Origin of the sequence: Desulfoluna sp., assembly GCF_030145185.1 — a bacterium.
In the GTDB taxonomy this organism is placed as follows: domain Bacteria; phylum Desulfobacterota; class Desulfobacteria; order Desulfobacterales; family Desulfolunaceae; genus Desulfoluna.
The window spans coordinates 16321-36581 of sequence record NZ_JAQYWB010000004.1 but is presented as its reverse complement, the minus strand read 5'-3'; the positions used below and the strand labels follow the sequence as shown (position 1 = coordinate 36581).

Below are 20261 nucleotides of genomic sequence, written 5' to 3'. Positions count from 1 at the left end.
GCTGAAAAACCGAAATAAACCACCTGCTGAATGCCCCTGGCATTCACGACAAGAGGCCTGTTACTTAGGCACTTGCCCTACACCGCTTCGGCACAAAGACATGCGGAACGGATGTAAGAAGCCAGAGCATCGATCGCCATGACCTCCGCATGGCAATAAAGTGTCCGACTGTCCCGCTCCTGCCGGAGAAGCCCGGCCGAAACAAGGCGGGAGATGTGGTGGGACAACGTCGACGGTGGAACGCCCAGGGCTTTCTGAACCTGCCCCACGGGAACCCCTTCGGGGCCTTCATTCACGAGGTAACGAATAATGGCAAGGCGTGTTCCATTACCCAACTCAGCCAACCGTTTCACCGCCACGTCATGATCTGTACTCACGTTGTATATCATACCAGTCCCCTCAAAATTTTCTTCCTCGAATAGTCATGCAATTTAGCCCGGCTATGGTCTTTTTCACCGGTAGAAATGATGAAACATCCAACCCGGAAAATGCCTCATATCCAGCCCCCCTCACTCCGTCATCAACGGCACCAAAGGGATTTGTTCGTCAATGGCAAACAGCGTTCATAACCATGTTACCAGCAAGCGACCAATGTTCACATACGATCCCAAAAAAAACTACAGAATGAAAAATACAGTAGGTTAGGCAATAAATGGTAAAGCAGTAAGCACTGCTTCAGGCAGTCTTCGGTGGCTGGCAACACGGCCCATAAAGTTTTTTTACCACTCAGTCAATTATAGATCAATGAACTTTTTATTCAACAATTCATTTAAAAAATAACCCGGACGGCGACGATTTGCTCTGAACCACAGAGGAAAATCGCCGCGCAACCTGTCATTAAACGCTTCCATCTCGCTTTTCAACCATGGACCGCCAGGCATGCCCTGCCGAGTTTGATTTGTTTGACCTTCGCGATATGGGCGGCAATACCGGCGGATGCGGCCAGATCGTCCATGACGGATCGGCTGGGATCATCCAGAGAAACCCCGGCGTCTTCCAGGGATGCCACAAGCAGCCGACAGGTTCCGACCACCTGCCTGAAATGAAGCAGAAGAGCCGTCGATTCATCCACGGCCCCGGCAGAATCATCTGCGATCAAACACGCACTCTCTTTCGCCACCCATTCAAGGGCCGTAATATGGGAGGACAGCGCCCCCAGAATCTCGCACACCGAATCATCAGGAGCCCCCGCCGACGCACCCAGCGCTGTTAGAACAAAACGCAGAGCGCCGGTGACGCACCCCATCATCATTGCATCCTCGAAGCGCCGAAAAGGCAGCACAAGCTCGGTGTAGGCCGCTCCCGGTCGCCCCAGAACCGAGTCGGCGTCCAGAGTCACCCCGTCAAACAGCATATTGCCATGAAGGGCGGGCCTAAAAAAAGGCAGCGCGATGGCATCCGACCGATCCAACCCTTCTGTCTCTCCGTCCAGGAGAAATGCACTGAACTGTTTGAATCCATCGACTTCCCCGACCACAGCCACCGCCACCACAATGCCTGCCTGGGGGCCATTGGAGATGTAGGCCTTCTTGCCGTTGAGTTGCCAGCGACCTTGAATTTGTTCTGCACGTGTACGCAGCTTTTTGGGATGCGCTCCCACCTTGGGCTCCGAAACGGCAAAGGCCGAAGGAGATCGTCCCTCGGCCATCCGGGGAAGCCACTTCGCCTTCTGGTCTTCGCTTCCCAAGACTCCCACCATAAAATGAGCCACCATCTGAGAAAGCATCAGCGCCAGAGGAAGTCCCAGGTTGCCGGTATTCAGGGCAAGAAGCCGCATCATCTCTGAGATTTCCGGCCCGCCCCCGCCCACGCCCCCGTAAATTTCAGGAATCCCCAGGCGGCAGAGTCCCGTCTCTCCGGCCAGGGCCCAGAGACGACCAAACAGGATCTCGTCCTCCCATGTTTCTGACCCAGCCCACACCCCCGCCGCTTTTTCTGAAAAACACAGAACTCTCTCATTCATCCATCGATCCATGGTTCCCCCTAACCTGAGATGGTGGCTCCCCTCCCAATCCGAAAGCCATCATTTGCGATTGCACAGCACATTCATTCCACACCATTCATTCCACATATGAAGCAAATACAGAGTAACCACAATCGCCTGGCCTTAGCAAGGCTCATCCCCGGCAGAGGTTCTCCGAATTCTCATAAAAAAACACCCCTCACACTCCCCTTCCACACCCGGCACAAGAGGCCAGGCTCAATATGAGAAACCCTTCAGCCCCCCACGAGCTTTCTCTTTGACGTAAAGTTCTGTTCAGGATAGAATTAGGGGCATTTCATTGAGTGATTTAGCTTTAAATTAAGCTATTTTCAGCCCTATCCTTATTTTCAATCCGTGCATTGTGTCCCACCCGTCTTTGAAACCGTCATCTTCTTGTCATCCCATCTCACGGCCTCCTGAGTATCCCGGTCGACCGTGAAGCATGGCTTCAAACCGCGCTCTCCGGCCATGGCCGAAATCATGAAGTTCAAGGGCAACCCATGGGTATCCGTACAAAAACAAGCCTTTCCATTTTAACGGCCGTGGCGATCTCCATCGGTCTCTTTTATCAGGTCGCCAATCAGACCCTCAACACACGCTTCACTGCCCTTGAAAAGGACCAGGCGCAAAGCCGCCTGATCTTTACCCTTCGCCTTCTGGACCATGGACGAAACGGACTGAATCTGCTCGTTAAAGACTGGAGCGTCTGGAATGACGTCTACGCATTCATCAACAAACCGAACCCGGATTTTATTGAAAGCAATCTGGTGGATGCCACCTTTTCAGACGCAAACCTGACCTACATCGGGTTCTATCCCCTCGAAGGCCAAGCGGTGTGGGAAGGCTTCTACGACCCCTCCACACAGAAAATGGGCCGCCCCCTGCCTGAGCTCACCCGGACCTTAAATAAGTGGGTGGCCCGTTTCAGAAAAGGCGACGCCGAACAGGAAATAGAGCCTGGTTTTTTTGTCAGCGAAGGCGCCCTCCATTTCATGGCCGCAAATCCCATTTTAAAAAGCGATGAATCAGGCCCTTCCCGGGGATGGCTCATCATGGTCCAACACCTTGAACAAAATTTTTTCCATGAACTGTTCAAGGACCCCGAGACCCGAATCACCGTATGCACCCACGCCCTGCCCGCCCAGACAGATATCATTCACTTTCAATTCACCGACGACCGGAAACACTACACCTGCACCGAAACCCTCTCAAATATCATGGGAGACGCCAGCATTGAGATCAACCTCAGTGGCCCCTCGCGTATTTCCCAGGCCGGCAAACGCCTGCTGGCCCTCACCGGTGCCGGCATCAGCCTCACAGGCCTCCTGCTTGCCTTGATAACTTACCTCCTGATTCAACGCACCCTGCTCAAACGGATTCTCCACCTGAGGCATCAGGTGGCCCCTGTGGCAACGCCGGGAGCACCCGTTGAAAACGTTCGCATCCAGGGCAGGGACGAACTTTCGGAGCTGGCTGCTGATATCAACCTTGTTTTTACACGAATTTTTGAAGAGGAGTGCCTCAACCACAGCATCCTCACGGCCCTTAATGTCGGGATTCTCATGATCGATGCTCAATCGGGAAGGATTCAGGAAACAAACGTCTGCATGGAAGAAATGATGGGGATCAAACGAGAGGAGCTGGTGGGGCAACCGGCAGGCGACCTGTTTCACCCCGTGGAAACGAGTCGGGAAACCCACCACACACCGCATCAGGAGAAAGGCACGCTTCGAGGAAACACGTCACGGCACGTCATCCGAATCACCACGACAACGCGTTACCACGACACCCCCATTCGAATTGAAACCTTCACCGATGTGCAGGCACTGGAAGCCGCGGTGGAAGATGCCAAGCGCTCCGAATCCCACTATCGCACCCTGTTTAAAAACTCGGCCACCCCCAGCGTAATCTTTGACAAGAGGGGAACCATCGTCAAACTCAACCGCGAATTCCTGCGCTACGCTGGCACCCAGGATCCCAAAGACCTTTTGGGGCGTAACTGGATCTCTTTTCTCAACAATGAAGATGAGGCAAAACTGAGGACCTGCCTGAGACATAAAAAAAGCGCGGCCATCTCTTTTGACGACAACATGGAGATCAAATTCCACGACCTTCTGGGGGCGATCCACACAGCGAAAATTCATGTGGCGCGGCTGCCGGGGACCCAAAAACGGGTTGTCTCCATGCTCGATATGACCCGCCAGAAAAAGGCGGAAGAGCTGCTCAGACACCAGGCCTTCTATGACAGCCTCACCGGCCTCGCCAATCGGCGTCTCTTCATGGAGACCTTGGATCATGCCATGGATATGGCCCGACGCAGAAAAGCCGGGATCACTCTGCTGCTCATCGATCTTGACGGATTTAAACACGTCAACGATACCCTGGGGCATCAAAGCGGCGACCGGCTCCTCACCATGGTCGCCAACCGCTTCACCAACACCCTGCGAAAAAGTGACACCACAGCCCGTCTGGGCGGAGATGAGTTCACCATTCTCGCGGAGGAAAACTACAACGCCCGGGAGCTGGTACTGCTTATCCAGCGCATTCAGGAGGCATTCAAACCGGCCTTTAAAATCGGCACCACCCAGCTCCACATCACCCTGAGCATCGGCGTGGCACGTTTCCCGGATGATGCCAGGGACCCGGAGACACTGATCCGTAATGCAGACCTGGCCATGTATCGCGCAAAAAAGACCGGGAACACCTACAGCTTTTTCACCCACAGCCTCGACAAGGAGGCCAGGGTCCGGTTTGAGATGGAACAAGACCTTCGGCAGGCCATGGAAAAGACCCAGTTTCTCATGTACCTGCAACCCCGCATCGGCATCCATGGCCATCGTCTGTTGGGCATGGAAGGGCTCATACGATGGGTCCACCCCATCAAAGGACTCTGCTCGCCATCGGAGTTTATCCCCTGTGCTGAATCAAATGGCCTCATCGTTCCCATGGACCTCTGGATCATGGAAACAGGCTGCCGCCTCATCACCGAATGGAACCAGGGCAGAGGCACACCCCTGATGATTTCCCTCAATATTTCAGCCTGGCATTTCCGAAATCATCTTCTTCCGGAGCGGGTGGCCAACGTCCTGAAAGAAACAGGCTGCCACCCCCAATGGCTGGAGCTGGAGGTGACGGAAACCGCCCTCATGGAAAACCTGGCCGCGGCAGCGCCCCACCTGAAAAAACTGAGACAAATGGGCGTATCCATCGCCCTGGACGATTTTGGGACCGGCTACTCCTCCCTCAACTATCTGAGGTCGATGCCCCTGGACACCCTGAAAATTGACCGCTCCTTTATATCGACCCTGAACGAAGAGGATGAAAAAGGGCTTTTCCTCATAAAAACCATTATAAACCTGGGAAACGAATTTGGCATCCAGGTGGTGGCCGAAGGGGTGGAAACACCGGAACAAATGCGACTTCTTCAAGCCATGGGCTGCCCTGTCGCCCAGGGTTTCCTCTGGGCGCCGCCGGTGCCCCCGGCAGACTTTCCCCACCACCTCACCGTGTATCCGCCCTCAAAAACATAAGGTTTGAATCCCGACGCACACCCCGACAGGTAAGAAATTTTTGTATGCGCTGCCAACCCATCAGGCAATCTTTCTCACCATGTCCCGAATTCTCCCCGAGGCCACGGCCTCAAGGAACTGATCTCCCAGTCTGCGCCCCATCACCACGCTCTTCTCCCAAAACGCCACACGTTCGTCGTCCCGCCCGACAAGCCGATCAAAATCCCGGCGGTCGGGGATCCGCCCCAGGGGCAGCTCTGCCACAAAGGAAGGGGAGGGGGCCAAAAGAAGCACATCGGACAAAAGCGAGCCATTGGCAATACGCCCCGGCCTCTTTTTGTCAAACCATCCCAGAGTCACCTCACTGTAGAAGTGTGGATAAAGAACAATGCCCTCCTCCCCTTTCAAAAAATCAAAAGCGGGGTGATAATGAAACAGCCCGCCGTCGCGATAAACCCCGTCCGGTGCACCGGGAATATCCTGCCTGCCTTCCATGACATAGGGAATCGACCCGCTGGCCAGAAGCGCTGGCCTCAGGTTCTCACCCGTTAAGGGGACCCTGCCCCCCGGGAACTCGCCATTTTTTGAAAAAGGGGGCACCTTTCTGGGGTCATAAAAAAGGGTGGGCTGGCACTGCCTTCGAAAGAGCTCCCGAGAAATCAAATTGGCACCCCAGGCCCCTATAAGACCGGCCGCCAGGGCCACGGGCTTGTCCGAGGCTAAGGGCCCTTTGCACCGCACCGTCGACAGGTGCAGTCGGCAGTAGGGATGCGTTAAAATCTCCTCGACTTTTCCCGGTTCAAGGCAGGTGTCCATAATCCGGTGGGCCTCGTCGGTCACCTGCCGGGGCGTGGCCTTGCCCTTATAATACTGATGAATATACGCATGAGCCAGGCGGTCAAAGGCCGCCTCTGGATCCTTCTGGGCCGCAGCCGCAGACTTCCAGGCCCCGATGGAGGTTCCGAACAGATGAAGGGGCTTCTCCCGTCCCACAAACCACCGGCCGAACAGCGCCGAATCCAACCCGTGCAGCACCAGCCACTTGGCCGCCCCGGAGGCCCCCACCACCATGGAGACATCATCGGGAGCAAGCCCCCCGGATTGAATCCGCTCATACGCCCTGTGACCCGCCAGAAACATCAAATCCCCTGACATGGAAACTCCTTATACGTGATTATCCGTTGAAAAAATCGCCTCCGGCGGCCCTGCCGGGGGCCAAACTTTTGAAACGTTTGACATTTGCTACCGTGGCTTCGCCACCTTGTTAACCCATGGCCGAAGCCATCACCGTGAGTTCCTCTTCCGACATAATCCCCATGGAGCCGAACTCTTCCAGCGTAAAGAGGATAAATTCCCCTTCCGATGCAGCGCAGATCTCCCCGTCCTCGTCGCGAATTTCAGCCACCACGCGGGCTTTTCGCTCGCTGATCCGCTCCTTGATGATGCCGGTCATGGAAAGAGTGGTCCCCACGCGCACCGGCTTTTTAAAGGACACGGTCATCCCCTTGGTCAGGATAAACCGCTCCGTCAAATGAATGGCCGTCCAGCTCATGGTCTCATCCAGCATGGTGGAGAGAATCCCGCCATGCACCAGATTGCTCCACCCACGAAATCGGGGTTTCACGATCAGGGTGGAGCGAAGCTGCTCCCCGTTGGATTCAAAGGTCATCTGAAGCCCGTGGGAATTCTCCGTCCCGCAGGCAAAACAGTCCCGATCGACGCTGGGAAGGGGTTTCCATTTTGGTTCTGTCATTGGTATTACCTCTGTCATTGTCTCTCTCCCATCACATGTGCAGAATAATCAATAATTCATCGTTCCAGCCGCTTTACAGGGGAAATACCCCTGGCTGCCAGATGCATTTTTTTTTAACGGTTCAGTTCACTCAGTGGCTCACTCCGAGAACCTGACGGGCCGCCTGGATCATATGGCGGCAGTGGGCATCAAAGGTCCCGGCCTCAATGTGGTAACGGCAGAAGTAGTGTGACCCTTCGGACAGTGAGATCAAGGCTTCTGCCGCGGCCTCGGGGTCCTCCACATGAATCACCCCGGCCTCTGAGAGGAGCACCATCTGTTCACGGAGGTACCGCCGATAATGCCCGTACAGGTTTCTCACACGAGCCATGACCTCGGCATCACGCGCGCTCAAGGCCAGAAAAGAAAAAACCACCGAAAAACCAGAGGCATCGTACCACTCCCGGCTCCAGATCATGGCCAGCAGTCCCTCCAGCCGCTCATGGGGCTCCCCCCCTTCGGGGAGTTTCCGGAACATGTCGGCATAAGTCTGAAGCACATCGTCCACCAGGGCCATCACCATCGTCTCCTTGGAGCCGAAATAATGAATGATCAGACTTGCGTGAACCCCTGCCTGCTTCGCCACTTTGGCCACCGAGGCGTGTTCAAAACCTTCGGCCTCGATCACCTGATAAAACGCTTTTAAGATGGCCGGTTTTCTCTCTTCTGCGCTCTGTCTTTTTCGCCCTGCCATACCCATCCTTTATGGTAAATGACCCATACGTGCCGCACGCTATTAATTGAACATTCATTTAATAAGAACAACAAAACCGTCTGTCAAGTTGAATCAACAGACGGTTTTCATGGAATTTGAGGCGACATCCTGTGTCACCAATCAGCCGTCAATACCTAATCCATTGCTGGTATTGTTTTCAAAATGAACAAAATCAATTAAAAAAACCGCCCCCAGAAGCACGGCTTTCTGATCCGCGGGGAGATCCTTTTCGAGCTTCAGGCCGAAATTGTCCGCATCTGTCATGGCCTCTTTAAACAGGCCACTCCATTTCTTGGTGATCACCCCCACGTTCCCCAGGGCATTTTCAATGCGAAAGGTCCAGGGCTTGAAAAGAGGCCCCTTCAGCTCAAACAAGGTACGATCATCGGCGTCTTTGACATCGTAGAGACGATTAAGAAAGGTAAACCTTTTCACCACCCGACCCAGAACCATACCATGGCTGTTCGATACCGTAATCTCGTGAAACATGAACCGGAAGTGCCGATTCACCCGCAGGCGAATATTCCGCTGTTCGTCTGCGATCACCAGCTCAAAAGGCCTGAGCTGCTTAAGAAAATTCCGGGATAGAAACCCGGTGTTCACCTCAGCTGCGTAAAGGGTCTGCCCGTTTTGAAGTCGTACCACATAATTATTCTGGGTTTCAAACCCGGTAAACGCCTCAAACATCTCTTTTTTCTGGGTGACCAGAACCTCTCTGGACGACTCAAGCTCTTTCACGTCTTCATTCCCCTTCTCATCCGGCGGTATGCTCACCGCTCAAGCGTTCTTAGCCAGCTGACCACCGCCCAGATGACGGACGAATCCGCGTCTCTTTCCAGGCGGGCATGCTTCCCTGCCCCTCTTCAATCATCCATGCAAACTCCCCGTCATTATGGATCGTTCCCATGGCGATGAGATCCGGCGGGGCAGGCTCCAGGCCGATCCCTGCGGGCCCGCTCCCGCGGGCCACTGCCCATGGCAGCTGGCACAATAGGTTCGATAGACAAGGCGCCCCTCGGTCATCAGGGCCACACAGGGGGCGTTGGGATTCACCCGTGTCTGTTGCACCTTCGGTGCATGGAAATGAGTGGGTCCCTCCCCGGCAACCACGGGTCCTGAGACTGAAAAAACACCCATCATCATAAAATAGAGCCAGGCGCACCCTCTAAAATAGGCCATGCCATCCCCCATAGAGATCCAACAGGCAACCGTTATCCGGCAATTTCCCTGGCACACCCCGAAGTCCGACCCGCCACAGAGACAACCAGAACAACATAAAATCATCTATTTATAACATTTTCCTTCGACCTTTTCCACAGACCCTTCAACCAAAATGAACGGCCACCCAGATCGTCTCACGGTCATCCGGAGTCCAAACCACCCGATGCCTTGCATGGGCCGGAATCAGGAGATGATCCCCCTCCCGCAAGGGGCGTTCCTCCTCTCCTTCGAATTGAAGGCGGGCCTCCCCCTTGACCACCAGCACCCACTCATGGGTCTCCTGATCGTACCAGTCTCCCTCGGCTGAGGCATGCCCCATCGAGATGATCCGTTCGATGGTGACCCCCCGGCCTTTGGCAAGGATCGTAAAGAGCTCTTCGGGAAGCTCGGTGGGAATGCTCTCAAACAATGAGGACGTTTTCATAGCCTCTCTTCCTCTCGTTTCCGGTAAACTGTTTTCAGTAACGACGCCCTGTGTTATGACCCCATCGGATATGATATCATGCCCGGCGGTTCTTCACAGGATCGCGGGCCTTTACAACACCTTTTGACATTGAGTAGGCGAGTGACACAAACCAGACGCAACACCCAAACCGACATGCTCTTTCTCTACCCCCCCGCAGCCAAGATCAGCGAGCCCCCGGCGGGTATCGCCCGGCTTGCCGGGGCACTGCGCCACCACGGCATCACCACGAAATCCGTGGACATGAGCCTGGAAGGGTTCACATACCTTTTTGAAAAAGAGGTGACGGCCGAAGACCGCTGGAGCACTCGGGCGATCCATCGAAAAGCGCACAACCTCGACCTGCTCACCACCTCGGCCGGATACGGAAACATCGACCGGTACCGCAACGCCGTACTGGACACCAACCGGGTGTTGAAAGTGGCCTCCGAAGGGTACAGCGCCATCGCCTCCATTGCCAACTACAAAAGCGATGCCCTCTCGTCGGTAAAAAGCGCAGACCTCATGGAGGCCGCGAACACCCCGGAAGCCAACGTCTACTTTCCGTATTTTAAATCGCGACTCAAAGAACTGGAGACAGAGTGCGGAGGCCTCACCACCGTGGGCCTCTCCATGAACTACCTCAACCAGGCCCTCAGCACCTTTGCCCTCATCGGCCACCTGAAAGCCAGCTATCCCCATGTCCGCATTGTCCTGGGAGGGGGGCTCGTCACCTCGTGGATGCGCATGCCGGAATGGGAAAACCCCTTTACAGGCCTTGTGGACCACATGATCCCCGGAGAAGGGGAGCACGCACTCCTGAGCCTCTTTCACGTAGAACCGGACCGGAAACATTACCTCCCGGACTACGATGATTTCAAGGATCTCCCCTACCTGTCACCGGGCTTTATTCTCCCTTTCTGTGCCGCCGGGGGCTGCTGGTGGCGCAAGTGCACCTTCTGCCCGGAACGGGCGGAGAAAAACCCCTACACCCCGGTACAGACCGACACCGCCGTGGAACAGCTATGCACCCTGGTGGAAACCTTGAAGCCCACTCTGGTCCACATCGTAGACAACTCCGTGGGACCGGCCTTCTTACGAAAACTCTTTGCCAGCGGATTCAACACCCCCTGGTACGCCTTTGCCCGAGTAACACCCCACCTCACCGATGAAAACTTCTGCCGGGCCTTGAAAGCGTCGGGATGCCGGATGCTCAAACTCGGCATCGAATCCGGGGACGCCGACGTCCTGACCGAGATGAACAAAGGGGTCGAGTTAAGCCTCGTGTCCCGCGCCCTTGAGGCCCTGCACAGGGTGGGCATCCAGACCTACGTTTACCTCCTCTTCGGCACCCCGTCCGAGACCGAAGCCGCCGCCCGGAAAACCATGGACTTCGTGGTGACCCACCACGAGAAGATCGGTTTCTTGAACCTCTCCGTCTTCAACCTCCCCTACTTCGCCCCCGAGGCCAAGACCCTGGACACCAGCTCCTTCTATGACGGAGACCTCACCCTCTACAGCGAATTCAAACACCCCCTGGGGTGGAACCGCTCTCTTATCCGCCACTTTCTGGAAAAAGAGTTCAAGAAACACCCCCTCATCGCCCCCATCGTCCACGGAGACCCCCCGGTCTTCAACTCCAACCACGCGGCTTTTTTTCAAATAAACGCGTCGTAACAACTCCATGTGTGCCTCCGGCGGCAAGGTGGTGCCACCTTGAAAGCGGGTTTGCGAATGCTCTACGGCTGGCGGTACTCTGGGCACCTCGCGTCCGCATTCGCGTGACGGGTGAGGGGGGACAACGGATGTCGCAAGTGCATGACCTGTCGGTGCTTCCGTGTCAATTCACGGGTTGACTTTAACCGGAATAACTCCGGGGGCCAAAGCTTTGAAAAGTTGTAACTATTCAGCTTGCCTTCGCCAGGTCGTTCGAGGCAAATGACAGAAAGATTCAAATGCCAATACGTCACGTCTTTTCATCACCGCGTAGGGTGCGGCTCCCGCACCTTCTACCGTAGAGAGGACCATCGGCCTCCCAAATTAACGATGACCACGAGTCTTATTTCAAAATGCGGTGTTTCCGGTTTACGATACGCCTGACGGTGCGCACGGCGCACCCTACGCATCCACCCGGTACGTCATTACAAAAATGAGGGCCATACGGATTTTCATACATGGATTCCCGCCTGCGCGGGAAAGACGAAAAGCGTAGGGTGCTGTCAGACCGGAGCCATAAATGGATAGCTGAATAGTTACGAAACGTTTAACAAACAGGTTTTACAAAATAACCTTGATTAAATTTCATCTTAAAAGCGGATGTGATTTGACCCTTCGCCTCCGGCTACGCCGTGACAAGGGGGCAAAACGCATTCGCAACCTGCTTTCAAGGTGTTTTGCCTAAGTGGCTTCGCCACCCTTGCCGCCAGAGGCTTTTTAGGAGCCGAATAGTTATACTTTTTTAAGCATTGCCCTCGGCCCTGGGTTTTCAATAAGCGAATAAAAAACAGCCGGTGAAAAGCAGCCCACTGTGGTATGCATAGACCTCAACCCGGTAACATAGGAGACCCCATGCCGCAAAATGACCACGCCCCTTCAAGCCTTCTTAAGACCCGGCGTTTCGCCCCCTTTTTCTGGACCCAGTTCGCAGGGGCCTTTAACGACAACATCTTTAAAAACGTCCTCATGCTGCTCCTGGCCTTTCGGGCCACCCAGCCCGGCCAGACCGATATCCTGATGAACCTGGCCGCCGGGCTCTTTATCCTCCCCTTCTTTCTTTTTTCCTCCCTGGCCGGTCAGATCGCCGACAAATACGAAAAGGGATTCCTGATCCGCCGGATCAAGCTGGCGGAGATCGGTATCATGAGCGCTGGAGCCGCCGCCCTGATGATGGGCAGCACCCCCGCGCTTCTATCCCTGCTCTTCCTGATGGGGACCCAGTCCGCCTTTTTCGGCCCGGTGAAGTACAGCATCATGCCCCAGCACCTGGACAGCACTGAAATCATCGGCGGCAACGCCCTCGTGGAGATGGGCACCTTTGTGGCCATCCTCGCCGGCACCATCGCCGGAGGCATCCTGATCCAATTGCCCACCCTGTGTTCCGCCACGGCCGTCGTCGTCACCGCCCTGGCCGGGTGGCTGATCAGCCGCAAAATTCCTGTGGCTCCGGCCGCCAGCCCGGACCTTGTCATCGGCTGGAACATCTTCAGCCAGACCCTGCGCACCCTGGGCTACGCAAAAAAAGAAAAGACCGTCTTCCTCTCCGTCCTCGGCATCTCCTGGTTCTGGTTTCTGGGTGCCTGCTATGTGACCCAGATCCCCGCCTACACAAAAAATGTCCTGCACAGCACCGAAGGGGTGGCCACCCTGCTCCTGGCGATGTTCTCCATCGGCATCGGCGCTGGCTCCATGCTCTGCGAGTATCTCTCCGGCAAAAAAGTGGAGTACGGCCTCGTCCCCATCGGTTCCATCGGCCTCAGCCTCTTCGGCATTCACCTGGCCCTCATGGGCAGCCTGCCCGTCCCGGAAGTACCCCACACGCTCCTGTCATTTCTGGGCACCCGGGGCAGCCTCCCGATTCTCGTGGATCTTGTGCTCATCGGGATCTTCGGTGGTCTTTACATCGTCCCCCTCTTTGCCATCGTTCAGACCCGCAGCGAAGCGAGCCACCGATCCCGGGTCATCGCGGCCAACAACATCTTAAACGCCCTCTTCATGGTCGGCGCGGCCATCCTGGGAGCCCTCTTTCTCGGTCCCTTCGGCCTCTCCATTCCGACCCTGTTTCTTACCATCACCCTCATGAACATCGCTGTGGCCGTGTACATCTACACCCTCGTCCCTGAATTCACCATGCGCTGCCTCGTCTGGGTCATCACCCACCTTTTTTATCGCATCCACCACGAAAACCTGGAAAAAATCCCCAGCGAAGGGGCGGCTGTCATCGTCTGCAACCACGTCAGCTACATGGACGCCCTGATCATCGGGAGCTGCTGCAGACGACCCGTCCGGTTCGTCATGGACAAGGGCATCTTCGGCATCCCCGTCCTCAACTTTATCTTCCGCACGGGCAAAACCATCCCCATCACCTCCCGACGCAAGGACCCGGAGACGTATGAAAATGCCTTTCACCGCATCGCAGAAGAGCTGGAAGCCGGCGAGGTAATCTGCATCTTCCCCGAAGGCAAACTAACCCGCACCGGAGAGATCGACGTCTTTAAGAGCGGCATCGAAAAAATCATCGAGCGCACCCCGGTCCCTGTCGTTCCCACGGCTTTGAAAGGACTTTGGGGGAGTTTTTTCAGTCACAAGGACGGAACAGCCCTTGCGAAACGCCCCCGACGTCTCTACTCAAAAATCCACTTTACCGTGGGCGATCCCGTCGCCCCGGAGCAGGCCACCGCCGAGGGCTTGCACAATCGGGTCCTCAGCCTGAGGGGCGATCACGCATAAATGTTAAATCCTCTGGAAGAAACGGTTAAAATATGATTATCTTGTAAGGTCGGGCCGATGAAGACCTCGGTCCGACGCTTCCTGGCAGGCACTTTTTCCGCCTGCTTAACCCATCACCCCACAAAAGTAACCTCACATGATAGATGGTATAATTTGGGCGGGCATCGCGTTCTGTATCACGCAGTCCGCCGTCTTTTCAGGGCTCAATCTGGCCTTTTTCAGTATCAGCAAACTCCGTCTGGAAATCGAAGCATCCCAGGGCAACAAGCACGCCCTGCGAGTCTTGAAACTTCGCAAAGATTCCAATTTTCTTCTCACCACCATCCTCTGGGGCAACGTGGGCATCAACGTGCTGCTGGCCCTTCTGGCCAACTCCGTGATGGCGGGCCTCACAGCCTTTCTCTTCTCAACGGTGCTTATCACCTTTCTGGGCGAGATTATCCCCCAGGCTTATTTCTCCAGGCACGCCCTCAAGATGGCCTACTGGTTCTCCCCCCTCCTGCGTGTCTACCAATGCCTCCTCTTTCTGGTGGCCAAGCCCTGCGCCTTACTCCTGGACCAGTGGCTCGGCAAAGAATCCATCCATTATCTGGGTGAGCGTGACATGCAGAAGCTCATCACCATGCACATGAAATCGGACCAGTCCGACATCGACCCCGTCGAAGGCAAAGGCGCCTTGAATTTTCTGGCCTTAGACGATATCCCCCTCGCCCAGGAGGGAGAACTCATCGACCCCAAGAGCATCATTCCACTGCCTTTTCAAGACGGCATGCCCGTTTTCCCGGCCTCCGGGACCCCGGCATTCGAGGATTTTATTGATCAGATCGAGTCTTCAGGGAAAAAATGGATCATCCTCATTGATGACAGCGGGTATCCCAAGCTGGCCCTTAATTCCGACAGCTTTCTCCGGAGCGCCCTGTTTCACACGAGACCCATTCAACCCATGGTCCACTGCCACCGTCCTATCCTCACCTCAGACGGCACCACGGCCCTGGGATCGGTACTCACCAAACTGAAAGTCCACCCCGAACGATCCGACGACGATGTCATTGACGATGATCTCATCCTTTTATGGGGCGAGACAAAAAAGGTCATCACCGGTGCGGACATTCTCGGACGGCTTCTGCGCGGCATCGCGGATCGGCCCACCACATAGCCCCAACGCCGTGACCCTCTGCATAAAACAGGTCAAACACCTTTCACATGAGCCTAAAATTTGGAGCCGCCATCCATGCAAATATACGGATTTCACGATGCAAAGCGAGTCATCAACGCCATTGTCCCCCTGGCTCGATATATCATCGGTTTCATCGCCCTCACCCTCTTTCTCGACATCTTCTTTGCCGGCATGAGACGCGGAGAGGAGATGCAGAATTTACTGATCGCGCAGTTTGCCGTCTCCACCGGTCTGAGCTATGTGGTCATGTCCTTTTTTCTGGGACGCATCATCGAGGGGATCTTTGGGACCCGCCCCCTGTCCGCACCAGAGCTCATCAAAAAGCATCTGCCCGTTTACCTCCTGACCACCCTGATCCTCATCATCATTGTCACCCCGATATTTGTCATCCTCTCCGCCCTCTTCTTCCCCCAGAACAACCAGGCCCTTTTTTTTACCATCATGATCACCTTAAAAATTCTTCCCATCTATATCTTCCCCCTGGCCTTTATCACCGGCCAGCCCAAACATGCGGTCTTCACCGGCATCAAATGTCTTTTTGGAAATGTCTCCGATTCCCTCTTTCTTATTTTCTTAAGCGTCCTGGTCTTTCTCTTTGAGGGAACCATTCTGCCGGCGCTTCTCCCCGCCATCGGAAACAACACCGTGGCCACGGCAGTCACCGTCATCTGCAACATCTTTTTCAGTCTCTATATTTTCACCGCCGCCGCCTGGGTGACGAAAGAAAAAATATACAGCGATGAGGGGCCGGAAGGAGACAGAACACTGCATTGATTGGGATCAGGGAAGAGAGAAGGTGTCAGCCCGAAAAAGAACCTGACAGGGTGCCATGGGGGGGGGAAAGACGGGTGGCAATAGATGCCCTCCCCCACAAAGAAAATGGGGGAGGGCAGTCGGCTACACTTTAAATCGTCCCACCAGGGACGTCAGTTGATCTGCAAGGCCTTGAAGCTCTGCGGCGTTGGTATTTACCTGGGTACTGACCTCAGACATCTCCCCTGCCGTGGCGTTGACGTCAGAGATCTCTCGGGCCATATCCCGGGAGACACCGGTACTTTCCAGAATCTTTTCGGTAACCGTTTGAATTCCCGACGAGGCCTGGTTGATATTGCCTGATATTTCAGCCGTGGTGACAGATTGCTCTTCGATGGCGGCGGCAATGGTGATGACGATCTGATTCACCTTGTCAATCACGTCTGCAATGGCGTCAATCTCCGAGACGGTATCGCCAGTGGTGGCCTGCACCTCACCAATCCGCTCCCGGATCTCCTGGTTCGACACCGCCGTCTGCTTGGCCAGCTCTTTGATCTCATCGGCCACCACGGCAAACCCTTTGCCGGCGTCCCCGGCCCGGGCCGCCTCAATGGTCGCGTTTAAAGCCAGAAGATTAATCTGCTCGGAAATTTCTCCGATGGTCTCGGTCACTTTCCCGATCTCCATGGCGGCATCCCCTAAATCACCCACCTTCTCTTTCGCTCGCCGAGCCTGTGTGACGGCCTCCCCGGTGATGGTGCGCGCCGATTCAGAATTCTGGGCAATCTCACCGATGGTCGAGGTCATCTCCTCCGTGGCCGAGGCCATGGAGTTGATATTGCCTGCTGACAACTCCGTCTCCCTCGCCACATCGTCCATGTTGCAGCTCATCTGCTCGGAGGCAGCGGCCACGGTATGGGCCTTGGCCGATGAAGCCTCCGACCCCTGAGCCATCTGACCCGCCAGCTGCGTCAGCCCGTTTGAAGACCCCGAGAGCGTTTCAGAGTTTCCGGCAATTTCTTTGATCATCAGCTGAAGTTTTTCTACGAAGAGGTTGAACCAGTGAGCCATGTCGCCCAATTCATCCCGACTTGCCACCGTAAGACGCTGGGTCAAGTCGCCATCCCCTTCCGCAATATCCTGCAGCATGGAACTGGCCTGTTTCAAGGGCGTCGTTATAGAGACAATAAGGGCCATGGCCGCTCCCAGCGCAAGGAGTCCCCCCACAAGAATAAAGATCACAATGACGGTTTTCCCCGAAGCCGCCGATTCACCGAAGGCTTTATTGGCCTTCACCGCCATGTCATGCATGAGCACCGAAGCTTTCCCAAGAACCCCTCTGGCCTCTTTACCGGTACTCACCTCATCTTCATCCTGAGAGACATAGTCGGTCCAGGTGGCCAGATACTCACCGGCTGACACCTTCACGGTTTCGGTGGCTGCCTCCATGTCCATCAGCGTTGTCAGGGCCGCATTGACCTTTCCGGGATCGGTGTGGAATGCCAGGTAATACAGGGCTCCCAGGCGGGCATCCAGAAGGGATTCCTCCACCTCGCCAAGGGCCTGCAGCCGCCTGAAACCGTTTTCAATCACCCCATTGAGCTCTTGACCGGCGGTTTCGATGTCATCCAGGTAGACCCCAGCGCAGATCACAAGATCCCAGGGCTTATAATAGCGGGCCACCGTTACCTTGGGGAAGGCCGACTCCCCCATGCCCGGCTTGGTCCAGTAGTACTCTGTCACGGAGGAGCCATCTCTAACGGCATCTTTGACCACATCCACCATAAAGGTCTTCCCGGTTTTCTTGTCACGAATTTTGGAAAAATCCATGCCCTCGAGTTTGCGGTTGGCACCGTGCGCCACAAGGGTAAAATCGGGCTGCATCACAAAAAAGTAGTTTCCCCCGGCAAAGTGCATCTTTCGCACCACAGACAGGGCTACGTCTCGGGATTGAGAGGCACCATGCATGGCCATCACCGCATCGTGTGCGGAATCCACAAGATTACGCACGGCGGAAAATGCGTTCTTTTTCAAATAGTGCGTGCTGTTTTCAAGCACCTCCTGCCGGGTGGCCTCCTCAACACGTGCCGCCTCCGCAGTCATCATCTCCTTCACCTGGGCTGCGGTTTTCAACAAATCGCCACGCAGCACCTCTTTCTTCGCCTTGGCCGCTTTCAAGGAATCCAGATGCTTCGCATACAGCGCCCTGCCAGTGATGAGCTCTTTCACCTCTCCGGTATCGCCCAAAACCTGCTGAAGGCCTTCCACCTTTCCTTTTACCGTCTCCAGCCTGACGTTCAAGGCCTCAAACTGCTCTGACTTGCCATCCCTGGCATAGCCCATCTGCTCACCGGCCAGGGCATTAAGCTCCGCATCCAGTTCCAGGGTCATGTACCCCTGATTGGCCTGTTGGATGACGCGATTCAAGCTAAAAAAACCGGTCAAGCCCACCACAAGCAGGACCCCCACCATTAAAGAAAATCCTGCAATCAACTTTTTTCTGAGACTTACAGACGCAAACATCGTTTCATCCTCCATTTCAAATTGCCGGATCCGGCACCATTCAAACTGCGATGCTGGAAGGTCCCCCCCCAACGTAGGTGTTTCTGCCTATTTCTCATGTCTCAGGGTCCCTGAAAAAGTATCACTGATCGTGATGTGGAGGCGTCTCACCGAACGACATAAAACCCGAAACAGAGGTTATGACGCCCAACTTAGCCATCCAACACACACCACCAATCAAAAACGAAACATCTTTTACCGGCCCTGGTGTATCAGTCATCGGCACAGTGGACAGGGAACTTTATACGCGCCTGAAAAAAACAGTCGGCTTCGCATAAACAGGCAGCCTCCTCCCTTCGTTCAGAGGGTCGACATCTCCCCTCCATGAGCGTATAAATGCCAACGGAAGAGACACGATCAATCATCACCCCGGATTTTTTATGAATTAAAATGGCCTGAGAATCGAACCCGAACAAAAACATGAAGGGAGACACAGATGTTGCAGTTCACTCAAGACGCCAGGCGTACCCTTCAAACACGGGGTGACGCCATCACCATTCGAATGGTCATCAAAAAGGGCTGCAGCGGCTGAGGCCCCGCCCGCCAAGCATCCAAGCTCACCCCGGCGGTTCGTCGAGGCACACCTCTCAGCAAAAAAGGCTACCAGGAAACTGAAATCGACGGCATCACCGTCTGGTATACACCGGAGGTCAAGGCGCATCGATGCCCCATCCTCATCTCCTGGAAACGACGATTTCTGTTTAAAACCCTATGTATAGAAGAAATATGGCTGTAGGCAAAAGGCGGGATCACGGATAGGGAGCGGGCAAGGAGAAGCATTCCAGCGAAGGCCAGCACGAAAGAACCGCCGATTCGGCATCACTCTTTTTTTTTACCCTGCATCGCCTTGAACGCGTCCGGATAATTTATCTTCATGCAGTCCGGACAGATGCCATGGGATATCTCGGCGTTCAAGTGTTGGTGTATATAGACATCCACCTGTTCCCAGTACCCTTCATCATCGCGTATTTTTTTACAGAAGGAACACAGAGGGAGGATCCCCCTCAGGGTTTTGATTTCATTCAAGGAATTTTGTAACTCTCCGACCAGTTTTTCTTTTCTGGCTTCGGCTTTCTTCCGTTCTTCAATTTCACACTCCAGCTCCTGGGTTCGCTGTTTAACCAACGAATCAAGCCCCTGAGAAAAAAGGGCATTTTTAAAAATCAAGCCAATCACACCGGATAAACTTTGCAGGACCTGAACCACGCCTTCGACCCCCTCCATCGCCAAAAGATCGAGGAGCAACAGGGTGCCCACGTGTTCGTCGCCCGCCCGTAAGGGGACGATAAAGGAGTCGCTAAGCCCCAAGGCGGCCAGTTCACGAAACCCTTCCCGATGAATGGTATCCGGGCTCAGGTGCGTTGCGGTCAGCATATTCTCACTTAATCGGCACAGCTCAAAGATCTCTTTACGCATCATCTTATCAGCATGCCGCTGGGGGCAAACGGATGCCAGTTCAAAATGCCCGTCTCGGCTTAACGAAGCCTGCATCAGGACAACCATTTTTACCCCCACCAGCTCTCGTATCTGCGTCGTGATATAGTCCGCGCACTGAACGGCATTTCCGGCATGGGAAAGGATGCGTTCGAGCATGTCGGTCACCAGGAGCAAAGAGGCCTGTTTTTTACCGTCAGAATCTGAAATCATGATTGGCCCCCAT

14 protein-coding genes are annotated in these 20261 nt (G+C 55.0%); 5 read left to right on the top strand and 9 right to left on the bottom strand.

Annotation, left to right across the window (positions count from 1 at the left end):
* Nucleotides 1-77: 77 nt before the first annotated feature.
* Nucleotides 78-389: a helix-turn-helix domain-containing protein gene (locus Q1Q75_RS01760; RefSeq protein ID WP_300667292.1), complete on the bottom strand. Its 312-nt coding sequence runs from the start codon at nt 387-389 to the stop codon at nt 78-80.
* A gap of 470 nt (nt 390-859) precedes the next feature.
* On the bottom strand, nt 860-1975 hold the full coding sequence (locus tag Q1Q75_RS01755) for an acyl-CoA dehydrogenase family protein (protein ID WP_300667291.1): 1116 nt from the start codon (nt 1973-1975) through the stop codon (nt 860-862).
* A 509-nt stretch (nt 1976-2484) separates the two neighbouring features.
* On the opposite strand from Q1Q75_RS01755, the gene Q1Q75_RS01750 reads away from it, so the two are divergent.
* Nucleotides 2485-5514 carry an EAL domain-containing protein gene (locus Q1Q75_RS01750; RefSeq protein ID WP_300667290.1) on the top strand — a complete coding sequence of 1010 codons (3030 nt, stop codon included), beginning with the start codon at nt 2485-2487 and terminating at the stop codon, nt 5512-5514.
* A 60-nt stretch (nt 5515-5574) separates the two neighbouring features.
* Here the strand turns inward: Q1Q75_RS01750 and Q1Q75_RS01745 are convergent, their stop codons facing one another.
* The 5 genes from Q1Q75_RS01745 to Q1Q75_RS01725 all read right to left on the bottom strand — a co-directional run bounded on the left by Q1Q75_RS01745 (nt 5575) and on the right by Q1Q75_RS01725 (nt 9645).
* On the bottom strand, nt 5575-6648 hold the full coding sequence (locus tag Q1Q75_RS01745; RefSeq protein WP_300667289.1) for a patatin-like phospholipase family protein: 1074 nt from the start codon (nt 6646-6648) through the stop codon (nt 5575-5577).
* A gap of 109 nt (nt 6649-6757) precedes the next feature.
* A complete protein-coding gene (locus Q1Q75_RS01740; RefSeq protein ID WP_300667288.1) occupies nt 6758-7246 on the bottom strand; it encodes a PaaI family thioesterase in 489 nt (162 codons plus the stop codon).
* 130 nt (nt 7247-7376) lie between these two features.
* Complete coding sequence (locus Q1Q75_RS01735) at nt 7377-7979, bottom strand: TetR/AcrR family transcriptional regulator (protein WP_300667287.1); 603 nt, start codon at nt 7977-7979, stop codon at nt 7377-7379.
* Nucleotides 7980-8120: 141 nt separating this feature from the next.
* Nucleotides 8121-8738 carry a phospholipid scramblase-related protein gene (locus Q1Q75_RS01730; protein ID WP_300667286.1) on the bottom strand — a complete coding sequence of 206 codons (618 nt, stop codon included), beginning with the start codon at nt 8736-8738 and terminating at the stop codon, nt 8121-8123.
* A gap of 586 nt (nt 8739-9324) precedes the next feature.
* The gene (locus tag Q1Q75_RS01725) at nt 9325-9645 is read right to left on the bottom strand and encodes a cupin domain-containing protein (RefSeq protein ID WP_300667285.1); all 321 of its coding nucleotides are present in this window, start codon (nt 9643-9645) and stop codon (nt 9325-9327) included.
* 141 nt (nt 9646-9786) lie between these two features.
* Between Q1Q75_RS01725 and Q1Q75_RS01720 the strand changes: the two genes are divergently transcribed.
* The 4 genes from Q1Q75_RS01720 (at nt 9787) to Q1Q75_RS01705 (ending at nt 16060) form a co-directional block, all read left to right on the top strand.
* Nucleotides 9787-11340, top strand: coding sequence for a radical SAM protein (locus tag Q1Q75_RS01720; RefSeq protein ID WP_300667284.1), 1554 nt, complete (start codon nt 9787-9789; stop codon nt 11338-11340).
* An 891-nt stretch (nt 11341-12231) separates the two neighbouring features.
* Nucleotides 12232-14109: an MFS transporter gene (locus Q1Q75_RS01715; RefSeq protein WP_300667283.1), complete on the top strand. Its 1878-nt coding sequence runs from the start codon at nt 12232-12234 to the stop codon at nt 14107-14109.
* Between the two features lie 136 nt (nt 14110-14245).
* The gene (locus Q1Q75_RS01710; protein WP_300667282.1) at nt 14246-15265 is read left to right on the top strand and encodes a DUF21 domain-containing protein; all 1020 of its coding nucleotides are present in this window, start codon (nt 14246-14248) and stop codon (nt 15263-15265) included.
* A gap of 75 nt (nt 15266-15340) precedes the next feature.
* The gene (locus Q1Q75_RS01705; RefSeq protein WP_300667281.1) at nt 15341-16060 is read left to right on the top strand and encodes a hypothetical protein; all 720 of its coding nucleotides are present in this window, start codon (nt 15341-15343) and stop codon (nt 16058-16060) included.
* A gap of 123 nt (nt 16061-16183) precedes the next feature.
* On the opposite strand, the gene Q1Q75_RS01700 is transcribed toward Q1Q75_RS01705, so the two are convergent.
* Both Q1Q75_RS01700 and Q1Q75_RS01695 read right to left on the bottom strand, forming a co-directional pair.
* Complete coding sequence (locus tag Q1Q75_RS01700) at nt 16184-18562, bottom strand: methyl-accepting chemotaxis protein (protein ID WP_300667280.1); 2379 nt, start codon at nt 18560-18562, stop codon at nt 16184-16186.
* Nucleotides 18563-19420: 858 nt separating this feature from the next.
* A complete protein-coding gene (locus Q1Q75_RS01695; RefSeq protein ID WP_300667279.1) occupies nt 19421-20248 on the bottom strand; it encodes a hypothetical protein in 828 nt (275 codons plus the stop codon).
* Nucleotides 20249-20261 lie beyond the last annotated feature (13 nt).

Coding starts and splice junctions, on each gene's coding strand:
- Q1Q75_RS01760 (WP_300667292.1), bottom strand. CDS start 389: ATGATATACAACGTGAGTACAGATCATGACGTGGCGGTGAAACGGTTG.
- Q1Q75_RS01755 (WP_300667291.1), bottom strand. CDS start 1,975: ATGGATCGATGGATGAATGAGAGAGTTCTGTGTTTTTCAGAAAAAGCG.
- Q1Q75_RS01750 (WP_300667290.1), top strand. CDS start 2,485: ATGGGTATCCGTACAAAAACAAGCCTTTCCATTTTAACGGCCGTGGCG.
- Q1Q75_RS01745 (WP_300667289.1), bottom strand. CDS start 6,648: ATGTCAGGGGATTTGATGTTTCTGGCGGGTCACAGGGCGTATGAGCGG.
- Q1Q75_RS01740 (WP_300667288.1), bottom strand. CDS start 7,246: ATGACAGAACCAAAATGGAAACCCCTTCCCAGCGTCGATCGGGACTGT.
- Q1Q75_RS01735 (WP_300667287.1), bottom strand. CDS start 7,979: ATGGCAGGGCGAAAAAGACAGAGCGCAGAAGAGAGAAAACCGGCCATC.
- Q1Q75_RS01725 (WP_300667285.1), bottom strand. CDS start 9,645: ATGAAAACGTCCTCATTGTTTGAGAGCATTCCCACCGAGCTTCCCGAA.
- Q1Q75_RS01715 (WP_300667283.1), top strand. CDS start 12,232: ATGCCGCAAAATGACCACGCCCCTTCAAGCCTTCTTAAGACCCGGCGT.
- Q1Q75_RS01710 (WP_300667282.1), top strand. CDS start 14,246: ATGATAGATGGTATAATTTGGGCGGGCATCGCGTTCTGTATCACGCAG.
- Q1Q75_RS01705 (WP_300667281.1), top strand. CDS start 15,341: ATGCAAATATACGGATTTCACGATGCAAAGCGAGTCATCAACGCCATT.
- Q1Q75_RS01700 (WP_300667280.1), bottom strand. CDS start 18,562: ATGTTTGCGTCTGTAAGTCTCAGAAAAAAGTTGATTGCAGGATTTTCT.
- Q1Q75_RS01695 (WP_300667279.1), bottom strand. CDS start 20,248: ATGATTTCAGATTCTGACGGTAAAAAACAGGCCTCTTTGCTCCTGGTG.